This is a genomic window from Binatus sp. (SeqCode) (genome assembly GCF_049584895.1).
GTDB lineage: Bacteria > Desulfobacterota > Binatia > Binatales > Binataceae > Binatus.
In genome coordinates this window covers 65,765-81,272 of record NZ_JBAUYR010000057.1, presented here as the reverse complement: position 1 = coordinate 81,272, position 15,508 = coordinate 65,765, and the positions used below count along the sequence as shown (strand labels likewise).

Annotated in this window: 11 protein-coding genes; all 11 read right to left on the bottom strand. The window is 61.1% G+C overall.

The window, feature by feature from the left end:
* Positions 1-75: 75 nt before the first annotated feature.
* The gene (carB, locus tag WB650_RS11005; protein ID WP_423960438.1) at positions 76-3,291 is read right to left on the bottom strand and encodes a carbamoyl-phosphate synthase large subunit; all 3,216 of its coding nucleotides are present in this window, start codon (positions 3,289-3,291) and stop codon (positions 76-78) included.
* Between the two features lie 24 nt (positions 3,292-3,315).
* Complete coding sequence (gene carA / locus WB650_RS11000; protein WP_423960437.1) at positions 3,316-4,512, bottom strand: glutamine-hydrolyzing carbamoyl-phosphate synthase small subunit; 1,197 nt, start codon at positions 4,510-4,512, stop codon at positions 3,316-3,318.
* Positions 4,513-4,519: 7 nt separating this feature from the next.
* Positions 4,520-5,848, bottom strand: coding sequence for a dihydroorotase (locus WB650_RS10995; RefSeq protein ID WP_423960435.1), 1,329 nt, complete (start codon positions 5,846-5,848; stop codon positions 4,520-4,522).
* A gap of 26 nt (positions 5,849-5,874) precedes the next feature.
* Positions 5,875-7,821: a phosphoribosyltransferase family protein gene (locus tag WB650_RS10990; RefSeq protein WP_422307197.1), complete on the bottom strand. Its 1,947-nt coding sequence runs from the start codon at positions 7,819-7,821 to the stop codon at positions 5,875-5,877.
* A gap of 38 nt (positions 7,822-7,859) precedes the next feature.
* Positions 7,860-8,408 carry a bifunctional pyr operon transcriptional regulator/uracil phosphoribosyltransferase PyrR gene (pyrR, locus tag WB650_RS10985; protein ID WP_423960433.1) on the bottom strand — a complete coding sequence of 183 codons (549 nt, stop codon included), beginning with the start codon at positions 8,406-8,408 and terminating at the stop codon, positions 7,860-7,862.
* A gap of 152 nt (positions 8,409-8,560) precedes the next feature.
* Positions 8,561-9,886 carry an MFS transporter gene (locus tag WB650_RS10980; RefSeq protein ID WP_422307201.1) on the bottom strand — a complete coding sequence of 442 codons (1,326 nt, stop codon included), beginning with the start codon at positions 9,884-9,886 and terminating at the stop codon, positions 8,561-8,563.
* 166 nt (positions 9,887-10,052) lie between these two features.
* Positions 10,053-10,655 carry a hypothetical protein gene (locus WB650_RS10975; RefSeq protein ID WP_422307202.1) on the bottom strand — a complete coding sequence of 201 codons (603 nt, stop codon included), beginning with the start codon at positions 10,653-10,655 and terminating at the stop codon, positions 10,053-10,055.
* 18 nt (positions 10,656-10,673) lie between these two features.
* On the bottom strand, positions 10,674-11,420 hold the full coding sequence (gene lepB / locus WB650_RS10970; protein WP_422304525.1) for a signal peptidase I: 747 nt from the start codon (positions 11,418-11,420) through the stop codon (positions 10,674-10,676).
* Between the two features lie 7 nt (positions 11,421-11,427).
* Positions 11,428-13,230, bottom strand: a complete 1,803-nt coding sequence (lepA, locus tag WB650_RS10965) for a translation elongation factor 4 (protein ID WP_422304527.1) — start codon at positions 13,228-13,230, stop codon at positions 11,428-11,430.
* Between the two features lies 1 nt (position 13,231).
* On the bottom strand, positions 13,232-14,173 hold the full coding sequence (locus tag WB650_RS10960; RefSeq protein ID WP_423960430.1) for an NAD-dependent epimerase/dehydratase family protein: 942 nt from the start codon (positions 14,171-14,173) through the stop codon (positions 13,232-13,234).
* A gap of 15 nt (positions 14,174-14,188) precedes the next feature.
* A complete protein-coding gene (locus tag WB650_RS10955; protein ID WP_423960429.1) occupies positions 14,189-15,496 on the bottom strand; it encodes a UDP-glucose dehydrogenase family protein in 1,308 nt (435 codons plus the stop codon).
* Between the last annotated feature and the right edge of the window lie 12 nt (positions 15,497-15,508).

Below are 15,508 nucleotides of genomic sequence, written 5' to 3'. Positions count from 1 at the left end.
GAGAGGTTAGGTGAGGGTTCTGAGCTCAACGCGGTTATTCAGGCGCAATTCTTCCCCTTGCCTCGAGGGAAGGGGTTAGGAGTTAGGCTGTCGATGATAATCCTGGAGCGCGCGGACCTCGAACTTCTCATGCTTCAGCGCGTAGATCCCCTCAACCGCGGCCTTCGCCCCAGCCATCGTCGTGAAATACGGCAGCCGCAACTCCAACGCCGTGCGCCGAATCGAGAACGAATCTTTCGTGCCGCTCGCATCGGGAGTATTGACGACCATCGCGACCCGCCCCTCCTTCATCGCATCCACGATATGCGGGCTGCCGTCGAGCACCTTGTTGACGCCTTCGCATCTGAGCCCGAGATTCCGAATGTGAGTTGCGGTGCCGCGCGTTGCTATCAGATCGAATCCCATCGCAACCAGCCCGCGCGCAATCGGCTCGAGCTGTGGTTTGTCCTCGTCGCGGACGCTGATAAACACGAGACCCGCATCCGGCAGATTCGACGACGCCGCCAATGACGCCTTCGCAAACGCCATCGCGAAGGTCGTGTCGATTCCCATCACCTCGCCGGTCGATTTCATCTCGGGTCCAAGGATCGTATCAACGCCGGGGAATCGCCCAAACGGGAAGACCGACTCCTTGACCGCGACGTGGGCCGGCACGCGTTCTGTAGTGAATCCGATCGCGCTGAGCTTCTTCCCCGCCATCACCAGTGCCGCATACTTCGCCAATGGCACCCCGATCGCCTTGCTGACGAACGGAATGGTCCGCGACGCGCGCGGATTCACTTCGAGGATATAAACTTCGCCGCGATAAATCGCATACTGGATATTGATCAGCCCGATCACCCCAAGTTCGCGCGCCAGCATCTTGGTCTGCTTGATGAGCTCCTGCTGCAGCGCACTGCTCAGCGTCGTTGGCGGAATCGCGCATGCGCTATCACCCGAATGTATCCCTGCGTGCTCGACGTGCTCCATTATACCCCCGACCACGACGGTTTCGCCGTCGGAGATCGCGTCCACGTCCACTTCGATCGCGCCCTGGAGGTAACGATCGATCAACAGCGGATGACGCTCGGAGGCTTGCAGAGCCTGCGTCACGTATCGCCGTAGTTCTTCTTCGTTCGGAATGACTTCCATCGCGCGCCCGCCGAGCACGTATGACGGCCGTATCAGCACCGGGTACCCGACCTTGGAGGCGCCCGCGATCGCATCGTCGAGCCCGCGCGCCAGAACACCTTCGGGCTGCTTGAGCCCCAACTTCGCGACCATCAGATTGAAACGCTCACGATCTTCCGCGCGATCGATCGCGTCGGGCGTCGTCCCCAATATCGGCACTCCCGCGCGAGCCAACGGTACCGCGAGCTTGAGCGGCGTCTGCCCGCCGAACTGCACGATCACGCCGACCGGCCGCTCGCGCTCGGCGATCGCCATCACGTCCTCGAACGTCAGCGGCTCGAAGTACAGCCGATCCGAGATGTCGTAGTCGGTCGACACGGTTTCGGGATTACAATTCACCATGATCGTTTCGAAGCCGGCGTCTTTCAGCGCCATGCTCGCGTGCACGCAGCAGTAGTCGAACTCAATCCCCTGGCCGATCCGGTTCGGGCCGCCGCCAAGGATGATCACTTTCTTGCGGGCAGTCGGCGGCGCCTCGTCCTCGCCTTCGTAGGTCGAATAGAGATACGGCGTGAACGCTTCGAATTCGGCGCCACAGGTGTCCACCGATTTGTAGACGGGCATCACGCCTGCATCGCGCCGCGCCGACGCCACCGCGGCCTCATCGATTCCGCGCAGTTCCGCGATTCGGCGATCGGAAAATCCCATCGGCTTGAACTCCCGGAAATACGCCTGGCCCAGCGGCTCGCGTGCGATCCGTTTTTCTTCCACAACCAGCTCCGCGACCGCGTCGATAAACCACGGATCGATCTTGCTAAGTTGGAAAACTTCCGCGCGCGTGATTCCGAGGCGCAACGCATCCGCCAGATGATACAACCGATGGCTGCTCGGCATCGCGACTTGAGCCCGAATCTCCGCAAGTGCGTGAGCGCTCGACGGCTCTGCGAGCCCACTTTCCAGCCCATGCGATCCAATCTCCAGCGAGCGCAGCGCCTTTTGCAACGATTCCTTGAAGGTGCGGCCTATCGCCATCGCCTCGCCGACCGATTTCATCTGAGGCCCCAGCTCATCGGCCGCGCCGCGGAATTTCTCGAACGCGAAGCGCGGAATCTTGGTTACTACATAGTCGATCGTCGGCTCGAAGCACGACGGCGTCATGCGCGTGATGTCGTTGGGAATCTCGTCGAGCCGGTAACCGACCGCCAGCCGCGCCGCAATCTTGGCGATCGGAAAGCCGGTCGCCTTCGACGCCAGCGCCGAGCTCCGCGACACCCGCGGATTCATCTCGATCACGACCATCCGCCCCGTCGAGGGCTCGATCGCGAACTGGATATTCGAACCTCCCGTATCGACACCTATCTCGCGAATGATCCGAATCGCCGCGTCGCGCATCAGCTGATATTCCTTGTCAGTCAGCGTCTGCGCGGGCGCAACGGTAATCGAATCGCCCGTATGCACACCCATCGGATCCAGATTCTCGATCGAGCATATGATTACAACGTTGTCGGCCGTGTCGCGCATCACCTCGAGCTCGAACTCCTTCCATCCCTCGACTGATTGCTCGATCAGCACTTCGTGATTCGGCGACTGTTCGAGGCCGTACGTCACCTTGGCGCGATAGTCGCCCAGCTCGCGCGCGATCGATCCCCCGGTCCCGCCGAGCGTTCGCGACGGCCTGATAATCACCGGCAATCCAAGCTCGTCCAGCACCCGCTCGGCGTCTTGCCATGAGCGCGCGATGGCGGATCGCGGCACCTCGAGCCCGATTTTCAGCATCGCATTCTTAAACAGCTCGCGATCTTCGGCCTTCTTGATCGCCTCGAGCTTCGCGCCGATCAGTTCGCAATTGTACCGGTCGAGAACTCCCGCTTCCGCCAGTTCGATCGCCAGATTCAGCGCGGTCTGCCCGCCAACCGTCGGTAGCAGCGCGTCAGGACGCTCGCGCTCTATGATCTTGGTCAGGACCGCCACCGTCATCGGCTCAATATAGGTGCGATCGGCAAGTTCCGGGTCGGTCATGATGGTTGCCGGATTCGAGTTGACGAGAATCAGCCGCAGCCCTTCCTCGCGCAACGCCTTCACTGCCTGCGTGCCCGAGTAATCGAACTCGCACGCCTGCCCGATGACGATCGGTCCCGAGCCAATCAGCAAAACAGATTTCAGATCTTTACGAAGCGGCAATTTGATGATCCCGATTTACGAACTTTAAGATTGCGCAGACGCCTCAGCCGCAATGATTCGCTCCAAAGCCTCCGCGCCATAACGCGGAAACGTTTCAACCAGTTTTCGAAACCGTGCAAACAGATAACTCGAATCATGCGGCCCCGGCGACGCCTCCGGATGGTACTGCACGGAAAAAAAAGGTACGCCGGTTCCCTGCAATCCTTCGACCGTGTTGTCGTTCAGATTCAGATGCGAGAGTATCGCGCGGCCCTTCAACGACTCGTCGTTGACCGCGAACCCATGGTTCTGCGAGGTGATCTCGACCCGCCGCGTGCGCAAGTCCATCACGGGGTGATTTGCGCCATGATGCCCAAAATCGAGCTTGTAGGTCTTCCCGCCCAGCGCCAGTCCCAACAACTGATGCCCGAGGCAAATGCCGAACACCGGTTTCTTGCCAAGAACGCCCCCGATGGCTCTGTAAGCGTAAGACAGCGCGGCAGGATCTCCCGGCCCATTGGATAGAAAGACTCCGTCGGGATTTTGCGCGAGTATTTGTTCCGCCGTCGACGCTGCCGGCAATACCTTGACGCGAAATCCGCTCGCGACCAGCCGCCGCAGAATGTTCAGTTTGATTCCATAATCGAGGGCTACGATCATCGGTGCATCGCGGGTCGCATCGTGACTCACTCGAACGTGACCACTTCCCAATTTCCAATCGCCGAAGTCCCAGTCGTATGCCTCTGCCGACGTGACTTCTTTCACGAGATCGCGGCCGACTAATCCCGGCGACGCTTTCGCCTTGCGCACCAGCGAGTCGGCGTCGAGATCGATGCTCGAGATGACAGCCTCCTGCGCGCCGCGTGTTCGCAGATGACGCACCAGCGCGCGCGTGTCGATTCCCTCGATACCGACCACGCCCGCATCTTCCAGGTACTTCCCGAGCGGCATCTCTGAGCGCCAGTTCGATGGCCGCTCCCAATATTCCTTGACGATGAACCCCTCGACGTAGACCTGCCGCGACTCCGCATCTTCGGCGTTGATTCCGACGTTACCGATTTCCGGATACGTCATGCAGACCAGCTGGCCCTTATACGACGGGTCCGTCAGCACTTCCTGGTACCCGGTCATCGCCGTGTTGAAGACCACTTCGCCGACGGTCTCGCCGACCGCACCGAATGCGCGCCCACGGAAAATCCGTCCGTCGGCCAGCGCCAGTATCGCTTCGCGCCCTTTACTCATCGCGCCGCTACGCCTTCCTCCCGTCGTAAATGATTTCGCCCGCAACCATAGTCAGGACCGCCTTGCCCTTCAGCCACATCCCTGCGAACGGAGTGTTGCGGCTCTTTGACAGAAACTTTTCCGGCGCAACCGACCATTCAAGATTCGGATCGATCACTGTGATGTCCGCAATCGCACCAACCGCAAGGGTCCCAGCTTCCATCCGCAATAACGCGGCCGGATTCACCGACATCATCTCAATCAATCGAGTTGGTTCGATGATCGATCGGTGCACCAGCTGGAGCGCGAGTCCTAGCGACGTCTCCAGGCCGACGACTCCGTTCGCCGCATGCGCGAATTCTTCCGCGCTCTCATGGTCAAGCTGCGCGACCGGATGCCCCGGGCCGAAGTAGGCGCCGAGCTGCGGTATTCGTTTGGAATCGGGATCGTGCGGCGCATGGTCGCTGGCGATCATGTCTATAGTGCCGTCGCGAATCGCGGCGATCAGGTGTTCGACGTCGCTGTGACTTCGCAGCGGAGGATTCATCTTCGCGTTGGTTCCCCAGATCATCGCAGCACTTTCATCCAGTGTGAAATGGTGCGGCGTCACTTCGCAGGTGACCTGTGCACCATGCCGGCGCGCGGCGCGAATGAGTTCGAGCGACTCGGCCGCCGACACATGGCACACATGGACCGCAGCGTCTGAGCCGATCGCAATCGCGAGATCGCGTCGAACACGTTGCGATTCCGCCGAATCCGGATAACCGCTGACGCCGAGCTGCTTCGATACGGCGCCGGCGTTCAACGCGCCGTTGCGAGATAGCGCGCAATCCTCTTCATGCAGCGCGACCGCATAACCGAGCCGCTTGGTCTCATCTAACGCTTGCGACAGAACCATCGCATCGTCGATCGGAATTCCGTCGTCGGAAAACAATCGCGCGCCCGCCTCAATCATCGCAGCGAAATCAACCAACGCACTTCCGCGGAGCCCTTGTGTGACCGCTGACACCGGCACTAGCCGCGCCGAGTGAACTTCTTTCGCGCGCTCGACCATGTACCGCGTCGTCGCGGGACTGTCGTTCACGGGCAACGTGTTCGCCATCGCTGCGACTGTAGTGAATCCGCCCGCCGCAGATGCGCGCAGACCGGTCTGAATCGTTTCCTTTTCGGGGAACCCCGGGTCGCGCAAATGCACATGCGGATCGATGAGGCCGGGAACGATCCAGTATTCACTGACGTCGACTACGCTTGTATCTGGCGAATTCATCCGAGTGCCCGCCCGTTCGACTGCCGCGATGTCGCCGTCGCGCACCAACACATCAAACTCGCCGTCGAGTGCGCTCACCGGATCGATCACCCGCCCTCCTCTGAGCAGTATCGAGGTCAATGCGCCGCCTCGGGTTCTTTCATCGGTTCGACGATTGAATAAATCGTGACGTGATCGTGCGCTTTTACTTTCGGATCCCTGCCGCCTGTAGCGAGGCGCACTTGTACCCGCTCGGTGCGCGAGGTCGGGATATTCTTGCCGACATAGTTCGGCCGAATCGGCACCGCGCGATGTCCGCGATCGATCAACACTGCCAGCTTTACCGCGCCGGGACGCCCGCGTTGCCAGATCGTCGCCATCGCGCGCTGCACGGTCCATCCGCTGTTAATCACGTCGTCGACCAGGATGATCGTGCGGTCTTCGACGACGAAATTGTCGGCGCCATCAATCGGATGCAACGCGTCGTCTGGTTTGTACGCGTCGAGCGCGGCGCACGGTGGAAAAACTTTCGTTTTCGATCCGATCAGCTCGCGCAGCCGAAGCGCGAGCATCGCACCGCGACTGACCACGCCCACAATCGACACTGCCGGCATGTCGACGATATCGGCAATCACCTGGTCGGCGAGCGACTCAATCGCGCGAACGACTTCATCTTCATTCATGATCTCGCGCTGAGGCCCGCGCTTGTAAGGCTCGTAGCCGCCTTCCTCGGCCTGCTTTACGCTGTCGAATACGGCGAGAGAGCCTTCTTCGATCCATTGCTGGACGTAGCCTTGCAGGTTTTCGTCGAAGCGATAGTAGCGATGCGACCGCGCGTGGCCGACGTACTCGGTTTTCAGCTCGCGCTCGCAGAAGCCGCACTTGAGCGCGAACACGTTGCTATCACTGCTGCGCCCGAGCGTAAATCGTGGAGCCAGGTGGGCGCCCTCGAATCGCGTGATGCAATTCAGATTGGAGCATCGCGGCGGCGCTTCAGCCTTGAAGCGAATCGGCTGGGCTGCTGGCCGCGTAGATGCGGATGCGACGGCGGCTTTTTCCATCAGCCAAGCGATTAGCGCCATCCTTACGGGCACCCCGGCTGCTGCCTGCTCGAAATAAACCGCGCGCGGATCGGCGTCGAGCTCGTACGCGAGCTCGCTGGTGCGCGGCAGCGGATGCATCACGACAGCTTCGTGCGTCTTGCTGGTGCGAAGCGCGCGCGCGTCGAAGCGGACATAGTCGGCGGCGCCGGCCTCCTTCCCCGACATGCGCTCCTTTTGCAAACGCGTGACGTAAAAGGCGTCGAGCGCGGCGGGAGGCTCACCCGTCGGAAATTTTTGAAGCGCAGCATCGCCCGTGAAGAGCGCCATCTGATGCGGTGCGCTCGGCGTCAGATAAAGCGCGTCGAGGCCGCCCGCCAGCGACTTCAGCTCATCCATCGTGACGGTCGAGAAGCTATAGTTGCGCTCGGCGGCGAGCCGCTCGAGGACATAGTCGGGAACGTCCATGCCACTGGTCGGCACGGCGACGATATTCGCGCCGAAACGCGCGAGCGCATAGATCAGCGAATGAACGGTGCGGCCGAATTTCAGATCCCCGCATAGCGCGACCGTGAGCCCCTTCAGGTGGCCCTTCTTTTTGCGCAGGATGTAGAGATCGCACAGCGTCTGCGTCGGATGCTCGCGACTGCCGTCGCCGGCGTTCAGCACCGGACATGGCGCGTACTCGGCGGCGACGCGCGCCGCACCGTCATGCGGATGGCGCAGCACGATCAGGTCCGCATAGCCGGCGACGACGCGCACGGTATCTGCCAAGCTCTCGCCCTTGGCAGCGGAGCTCGCCTGCATATCGGCCGAGCTGATCACAGCGCCGCCGAGGCGATGCATCGACGATTCGAAACTGAGCCGCGTGCGTGTCGAGGGCTCGTAAAACAGCGTCGCCATGATCAGACCGGCAGCGGTCGTGATCTGTTCGCCGCGCTCTAGCTGCTCGGCAAAACCGTCGGCGAGCGCGAATATGCGTTCTATGTCCGAGGTCTCGAGATCCTCGATCGAAACGACATCAAATTTTGCCAGCCGTGACACTTTAGTGTTCGTCGCGTATTGAGTGCGCGCGTTCGACCTCATTTTCCATTGGCGTTGCCAATCACCACTGCGTCCGCGCCGTCTATTTCAGTGAGCCGCACATACACCCGCTGGCCGCGTGGGGCCTGGATGTTTTTGCCGACGTAGTCGGCGCGAATCGGCAGCTCGCGCTCTCCGCGATCGACCAGCACTGCGAGTTGAACCGACTCCGCGCGGCCCAGGTCAGAAATGGCGTCGAGTGCGGCGCGCACCGTTCGCCCGGTGTAGAGGACGTCGTCCACGAGCACGACGCGCTTGGCGTCGAGCGAGAACGGAATGTCGCGGCCGATTAAGCGCGGGTCGCCGGGCGCGCCCTTGCCGTCGTCGCGGTAGGACGAGATGTCCAGCGTACCGACCGGGACCTGGCGCTTGCCGTTGGAGCGAAGCTCGTCGGCGATACGCTCGGCAAGCGTCGCGCCGCGCCGAACGATTCCTACGAGCACGACATTGTCGGCGCCGCCGTTGCGTTCGGCGATTTCCATCGCGATCCGCTTGACTGAGCGTCCAACCTGCGCGGCGTCGAGAGCGACATTGGATGCGCCGCTCATCGCGCCATCCAAAAAAAATCCCGGCTGCAAAAACAGCCGGGTCGGAAAGAGTGCAATTTCATTGTCATTCCTTTTCGCTATCTCAGTAGCGTTTTAAAGGTAACTAGAATTTATGATCGCGATGGATGTGCGTCAACCCCGCGCGCGAAACACTACTGCGATTTCTCGAACTCATCTTCCATTGCGGCGGCTTCCAGCGACAGGCCGCGGGTTTCTGGAAGTAACAGTGCGACAATGATTGCGTTGGGGATTGCGAGCAGGCTTAAGTAGCCGACCACGATCGACAGGCCGCCGACGCGCCCCGCGAGCACGGCGATCAGAGTCTGGCCAGAGATTGCGGCGGCGGCGCCGATCAGCGAGTACCATCCCATCATCGCGCCCCGTATAGCGGTCGGAAAAAGTTCGGTCCCGAGCGAGTTGCCGCCAACCTGCCCCGCGCTCAGGCCTGCGGTGAAGCAGCAATACGTGACCTCGATCCACAGCCATCGAAGGGGCAAGTGCGCCGGAGGGCCCCAATAGAAGGCGAGCGCGCCGAGGCTGGTCATCACGCCCGCGACGAAGATTGTCGGGATGCGCCCGTAACGCTCGCATCCACGCGCGCCGAGCGGGAAACCGAGCATCCCAACGCCGCCTCCGACCAGCATCAGGCCGCTGGCGAGGCCCGGCGCCAATCCTACCACCGAGACCAGGTGGAAGTATGCCCAACTGCTGGCTGCGACCCCCGCGATATTGCCCAGCAACGAGCAGAACAGTACCGTGATCGCGCGGCGTCGATAGAGTTTTCCGAACGCGTCGTAAAAGCTGCTGGCCGAAGTCGTACCGCTCGCAGCCGCGCGTTGCCATCGGCCGCTTTCAGGAATGAGCCGCGACAATCTCCACAGCGCGACGATTCCCATCACCGACGCCAGTATGAGCATCCATCGCCACGAGTGATCCCTCGCCACGATCGGCATCAGGATCAGGCACAACCCTCCCCCTGCTCCGAGGCCCAATCCGCCCCAACTCTGCCCTCGCGCGCGCAGCTCGATGGGCAGTTCCTCGGCAAGGATAACGACGCCGCCGGAAATGGTCGCGCCGATGAAAGCGTAGAGCGCGATCTCGCACAGCGCGAAAGCTACGATGTCGGTCGAGAACGCGGCGGCCAGCGCGCTAACCGAAGTGCCGGCCATGCACACCAGCAGCATTCGGCGGCGTCCCATCCGATCGATCATCCGCGAGAGTCCGAGCGCGCCAATCGCTGAGAACGAAATCCAGGCGAACAGGCTCGCGATTCCCGACTCGCCTAGGTGAAAGCTTTTCGCGATCCAGGGTGAGCCGATCCCGTTGATCGACATCGTGAAGCCCTGGAAGCAAAAAACGGTCGCGATTGAGGTGACGAGCTGGCGAGTGTTCGACGGGGACTGCTGTTCGCCGAGTCCGCGCGGAGCTCCAGCAGCGTTGGCGGCCGAACTCGCGTCAAGCGGGGCGACAGAAGCCATCGACGCTCCTTGTGCTCAGGCAATGCGCCGGTCGGCGCGGGCGCTGCAAGTTGATAGGCAGAATCCTCCGATCAGAAAGCTGACACGACGCGCAAGAAAAGACCACAGACGATCTGTTACCGCTGTAACATCGTTCAGTTAATTTGAGGTCGTGCTAGTGCGTTGCTCACGAAGCGCCGCGTTTGCGTTCGAGCTTTCGCAGGCGCTGATCCTGGTCGCGGGTTTGGACGGTGATTCGATCGTCGAAGCGGTCGAATTTGTGGGCGAGATTGGCGAGCGATTTGTTGGTTTGCTTTAGCTCGGCAGCCAGTTTCTTCGCCGCGATCTCGGCTGACGCCGCGATTTCGCGCTTGAGAATCTTCGTCGTATCGATCCCTGAGTCCGCGGCTTGCTTGCCAGTGGACGCGACGGCGCGCGCAGCCTCCTCGCGGAACTCGATCGCGCGCGCGGTGAATTCACCGCGAAGTCCCTTCCCGGTGGCGACCAGTTCGTCGCGGAACTCGACCCGCGCCTTGCCGAGCGCCTCACCCAGGCGCACCATCTCGGCGCCGAGATCGTCATGGGTGGCGGTGATCCCGCGCCGATTCTCTGCGATCTGCTCGGACAGAAACCGGATCTGGCCGCCGACTTCCGCGAACTGCCCGAAGATTTCGTCGCGCAACGTGTCGAGGCGCCCGCCGAAACCCGAGACGGCCTCGACCACCAGATCGAATCGCGCGCCCAGCTCCTCGAGGATCGCGCCAATCCTGTTCACCGCTTCGTCGGCCACCTGCTTGTCCCCCTCCGGCTAGTGCACGATCATCCCGAGCCGATCCCATCTGATGTACTCGAACCACAGAAATACTTCGCTCAACGTCGACGCTGCTTCCGCCTTCTCCTCATTCCACGGTAGATAAATGATGGTGGCGCGTCCCTCGACGTCATTGAGATCGACGAAGCCCCAGAAGCGGCTGTCGTAACTGCGATCGCGATTATCACCCATCATGAACAGCTTGCCCGGCGGCACGGTCACGGGGCCGAAGTTGTCGCGCGGCGAGACGGCTGATCGATCCTGCGGCGCGACTTCGAAATGCCCGTGCGGATCGGGCATCGGCGAACCGTTGAGCCACACGACGCCATTCTTCACCGCTACGGTATCGCCGCCGACTCCGATTACGCGCTTGATGAAATCCTTGGTGCGGTCGGGTGGAAATACGAACACGACCACGTCACCGCGATGCACCGGCTCGAGATGGAAAACGTACCGGCCCAACGGGACGCCGGGAATATCGAGGCCGAATATCGAGTCGGGCATCCGCAACCCGAAAATGATCTTGTTGACGAGAATGTGATCGCCGATGAGCAGCGTCGGCTCCATCGAGCCCGACGGAATCTTGTAAGCCTGTACGAAAAACGTGCGGATGAAGATCGCGAGCACGAGCGCGATGATCATCGCCTCGCCATATTCGCGCCCGACGGATTTTTGCCCCGCCCGTTCGGGCTCGCGGGCGTTGAGCGGCTGCACTTTGGAAATGTTGCGAGCTGGTTCGGCCACGATTGCCCTACTCCCCGACCTTGAGCAGGGCCAGGAAAGCCTCTTGCGGAATCTCGACGCGCCCAACCTGTTTCATCCGCTTCTTGCCTTCCTTTTGCTTCTCGAGCAGCTTTCTTTTTCGCGTGATATCGCCGCCGTAACACTTGGCGGTGACATTCTTGCGCAACGCCTTGACGGATTCACGCGCGATTATCTTGGCGCCGATCCCGGCTTGAATCGCGACTTCGAACATCTGGCGCGGGATCAGTTCGCGCATTTTCTCGCACAGCGCCCGGCCCCGTTCATAAGCCTTGTCGCGATGCACGATTATCGAAAGCGCGTCCACCACCTCGCCATTGATCCGAATATCCAATTTAACCAGAGGCCCTGCCCGGAAGTCCAGAAACTCGTAATCGAGCGACGCGTAGCCGCGGCTCACCGATTTCAGGCGATCGTAAAAGTCGAAGACGATTTCAGCCAGCGGCAATTCGTAATGCAGGATGACGCGCTTCTCTCCAAGGAACCGCAAATCGCGCTGGATCCCGCGGCGATCCTCGCACAACTTCATCACGGCGCCGAGATACTCCTCGGGCATGTGGATAGATGTCAGGATGAAAGGCTCCTCAATTGCTTCGATCGTGTTCTCGTCCGGCAGCAGCGACGGATTGTCGACGGTCGTGAGGCCGCCGGAAATGGTGCGCACCTGGTAGGCGACCGTCGGCGCGGTCACAATCAGGTTGATGCCAAATTCGCGCTCGAGCCGCTCCTGCGCGATCTCCATGTGTAACAGGCCGAGGAATCCCGCGCGAAAGCCGAAGCCCAGCGCCTGCGAGGTTTCAGGCTCGCAGATGAGGCTCGCGTCGTTGAGGCGCAACTTTTCGATCGCGTCGCGCAGCGCGCCGTACTGATTCGCCTCGGTGGGATAAAGGCCCGCGAACACCATCGGCTTCAATTCCTTGAAGCCCGGCAGCGGCGCAACCGCGGGATTGTCGGCGTCAGTAATCGTGTCGCCGACGCGCATGTCCGCGACGGTTTTAATCGCCGCGACGATAAATCCGACCTCGCCGGGGCCGAGCGTGTCTGCGCGACGTTCATGCGGCGTGAAATGCCCCAGGCGCATCACCTCGCCGAGCTTGTCGGTCCCCATCAGGCGAACTTTCATGCCGACGCGCAGCTCGCCGCCGAAGACGCGGACCAGACCGATCACGCCCTCGTACACGTCGTACCAACTGTCGAAGATGAGCGCGCGGACAGTGTCCTCGTTCGTGGGTTTGGGCGCCGGTATTCGCGCGACGATCGCTTCGAGCACGTCGTCGATCCCGATGCCCTCTTTGGCGCTGGTGAGAATCGCGTCGGATGCGTCGAGGCCGATGATTTCCTCGATTTGCTGCCTGGTGCGCTCGATGTCCGCGCCGGGCAGATCGATCTTGTTGATCACCGGAATTATTTCGAGTCCGTGATCGAGCGCGAGATATACGTTGGCGAGCGTCTGCGCCTCGACGCCTTGGCTCGCGTCGACGACCAGCAGCGCGCCCTCGCACGCGGCCAGGCTGCGCGAAACTTCGTAGGCGAAATCGACGTGCCCCGGCGTGTCGATCAAATTCAGGACGTAGCCCTTGCCATCTTTGGCTGTGTAGTTGAGACGCACCGAGCGCGCCTTGATCGTGATTCCGCGCTCGCGCTCGAGGTCCATCGAGTCGAGGAACTGGTCCTTCGATTCGCGCATCGTTAGCGCACCGGTGCGCTCGAGGATTCGATCGGCGAGCGTGGACTTGCCGTGATCGATATGCGCAATGATCGAAAAATTACGAATCGAGGCGGCTTCGGTCATTTCAACTCGAACGGTCGCGTTGCTGCTTGAAATATTTGAAGGTCTCTTCGAGTCCTTGCCCGAGCTTCTTCTCGGGACGCCAGCCGAGTTCCTTTTCCGCGCGCGCCGGCGAGATGACCGATCGCTTTTGTTCGCCCGGACGCTCTGCCGCGTGGACTGCCTTGGTCGGGAAATCGGCGATGGCCGCGAGCGTGGAATACAGGTCGTTCACGTTGGTCTCGATTCCGGTGCCGATATTCATCGCGATTCCCGACGCGCTGGACTTCGACGCCGCCACCACCGCTCGGACCACGTCGCCAACGTAAACGTAGTCGCGCGTCTGGGTGCCGTCGCCATAAATCGTCACGTGCTGGCCGTCGAGGATCTTGCCGCAGAAAATCGAGATGACGCCCGCTTCGCCGTGGGGATCCTGTCGCGGCCCGTACACATTGCCAAATCTCAGCGCCAGGTAGTCAATTCCGTACTCGACCTTATAAAAGAACAGATAAGCCTCGGTCGCCAGCTTCGCGACGCCATAAGGACTCACGGGGCGTTTCGGATGGTCCTCGGTGCACGGGAACTCGTCCTGCTCGCCGTAAATCGCGCCGCCCGTGGACGAAAATACCACGCGTTTCAGGCCGTGCTTGCGCGCCGATTCGATCAGGTTGAGGAACCCGACCACATTCACTTGCGCATCGAAGGCGGGATCGGCGACTGATCGCCGCACGTCCATCTGGGCCGCAAGATGAACAATAATCTCAGGCCGCGCTTTCTCGACGACGGACGCAACCGCGGCAGCGTCCCGCAAATCGATCTCGTAGAGCGTCGCCTTCGGGTTCACCTGGTGTCGCTTGCCGGCGGAAAAATTATCCAGCACTGACACTTCGCCCGCACCGGATGCGACCAGCGCATCCACCGTGTGCGAGCCGATAAAGCCGGCGCCGCCGGTCACCAGAATTCTCATTGAAGTGTCCTTGTCCTAAACCGGGTGGCGCCCGATCGAGTAGTATCGCATTTCAAGCGCCTTCATCAGATCTGGATCATACAGGTTCCGGCCATCGAATATCACCGGCTCCTTCAGCTCGGACTTGATGCGTTGGAAGTTTGGATGCCGGAACTCGTTCCACTCGGTCAGAATCAGGAGCGCGTCGGCACCCTTGAGCGCCTCGTAGTTGGTTTTGTGGTAGGTGACGCGATCGCCGAAAATCTTGCGCGCATTCTCCAGCGCTTCGGGATCATGCACGCGACACTTCGCGCCCGCCTGCAGCAGCTCCTCGACCACCACCAGCGCTGGCGCCTCGCGCATGTCGTCGGTGCGCGGCTTGAAGGCCAGCCCCCAAATCGCAAACGTTCGGCCGCTCAGATTCTCTCCGAAATGCTGCTTCACCCGCGCGGGAATCAGCCGCTTCTGGCGGGCGTTCACCGCTTCGGCCGCTCGCAGCAGCGCGAAATCGAGATTGTGTTCGCTCGCGCTATGAATCACCGCCTGCACGTCCTTGGGGAAGCATGAACCGCCATACCCAACCCCCGGAAACAGGAACGACGATCCGATGCGCTTGTCCGTGCCGAGTCCGCGGCGCACAGCGTTAATGTCGGCGCCCACCGCGTCGCACAACGTCGCCATCTCGTTGATGAACGAGATGCGCATCGCAAGCATCGCGTTCGACGCATACTTGGTCAGCTCGGCCGAGCGTGGATCCATCACAAGGATCGGATTATCTGTGCGCACGAATGGATTGTGAATTTCCTTGAGTACCGCGGTCGCCTGCTCGCTGAGACTTCCAATCACGACGCGGTCCGGCCGCATGAAATCTTCGATCGCGGAGCCTTCCTTGAGAAACTCCGGCACCGAGCAAACGTCTACGCGATGCTTGGCGACGCGCCCGACTATTTCCCGCACGCGATCGTTGGTGCCGACCGGGACGGTACTCTTGACCGCCACGATGTGATAGCCGGTGATCGATTTCGCGATGTCCTCGGCCGCTTTGAAAATCGCGGTCAAATCCGCCGCGCCCGATGCGCTCATCGGAGTGCCGACCGCGATGTATGAGACCATCGAATTCTTGATCGCATCGGCAATATCAGTGGTGAAACGAAGCCGGCCTTCCTTCAGATTGCGGCGCACCAGTTCCTCGAGTCCCGGCTCGTAGATCGGAATCTTGCCCTCGCAAAGCTGCGCTATTCGCTCCTGGTCGATATCGACGCAGACTACTTCGTTGCCGCTTTCGGCATAGCAGGTGCCACTCACCAGTCCGACATATCCGCTCCCCACGACTGCGATGTTCATCGATCGATTCCC

Bases quoted from the DNA above. Each gene is read 5' to 3' on its own strand.
- carA (WP_423960437.1), bottom strand. From the start codon at position 4,512: ATGAGTAAAGGGCGCGAAGCGATACTGGCGCTGGCCGACGGACGGATT.
- pyrR (WP_423960433.1), bottom strand. From the start codon at position 8,408: ATGAGCGGCGCATCCAATGTCGCTCTCGACGCCGCGCAGGTTGGACGC.
- WB650_RS10980 (WP_422307201.1), bottom strand. From the start codon at position 9,886: ATGGCTTCTGTCGCCCCGCTTGACGCGAGTTCGGCCGCCAACGCTGCT.
- lepA (WP_422304527.1), bottom strand. From the start codon at position 13,230: ATGACCGAAGCCGCCTCGATTCGTAATTTTTCGATCATTGCGCATATC.
- WB650_RS10960 (WP_423960430.1), bottom strand. From the start codon at position 14,173: ATGAGAATTCTGGTGACCGGCGGCGCCGGCTTTATCGGCTCGCACACG.
- WB650_RS10955 (WP_423960429.1), bottom strand. From the start codon at position 15,496: ATGAACATCGCAGTCGTGGGGAGCGGATATGTCGGACTGGTGAGTGGC.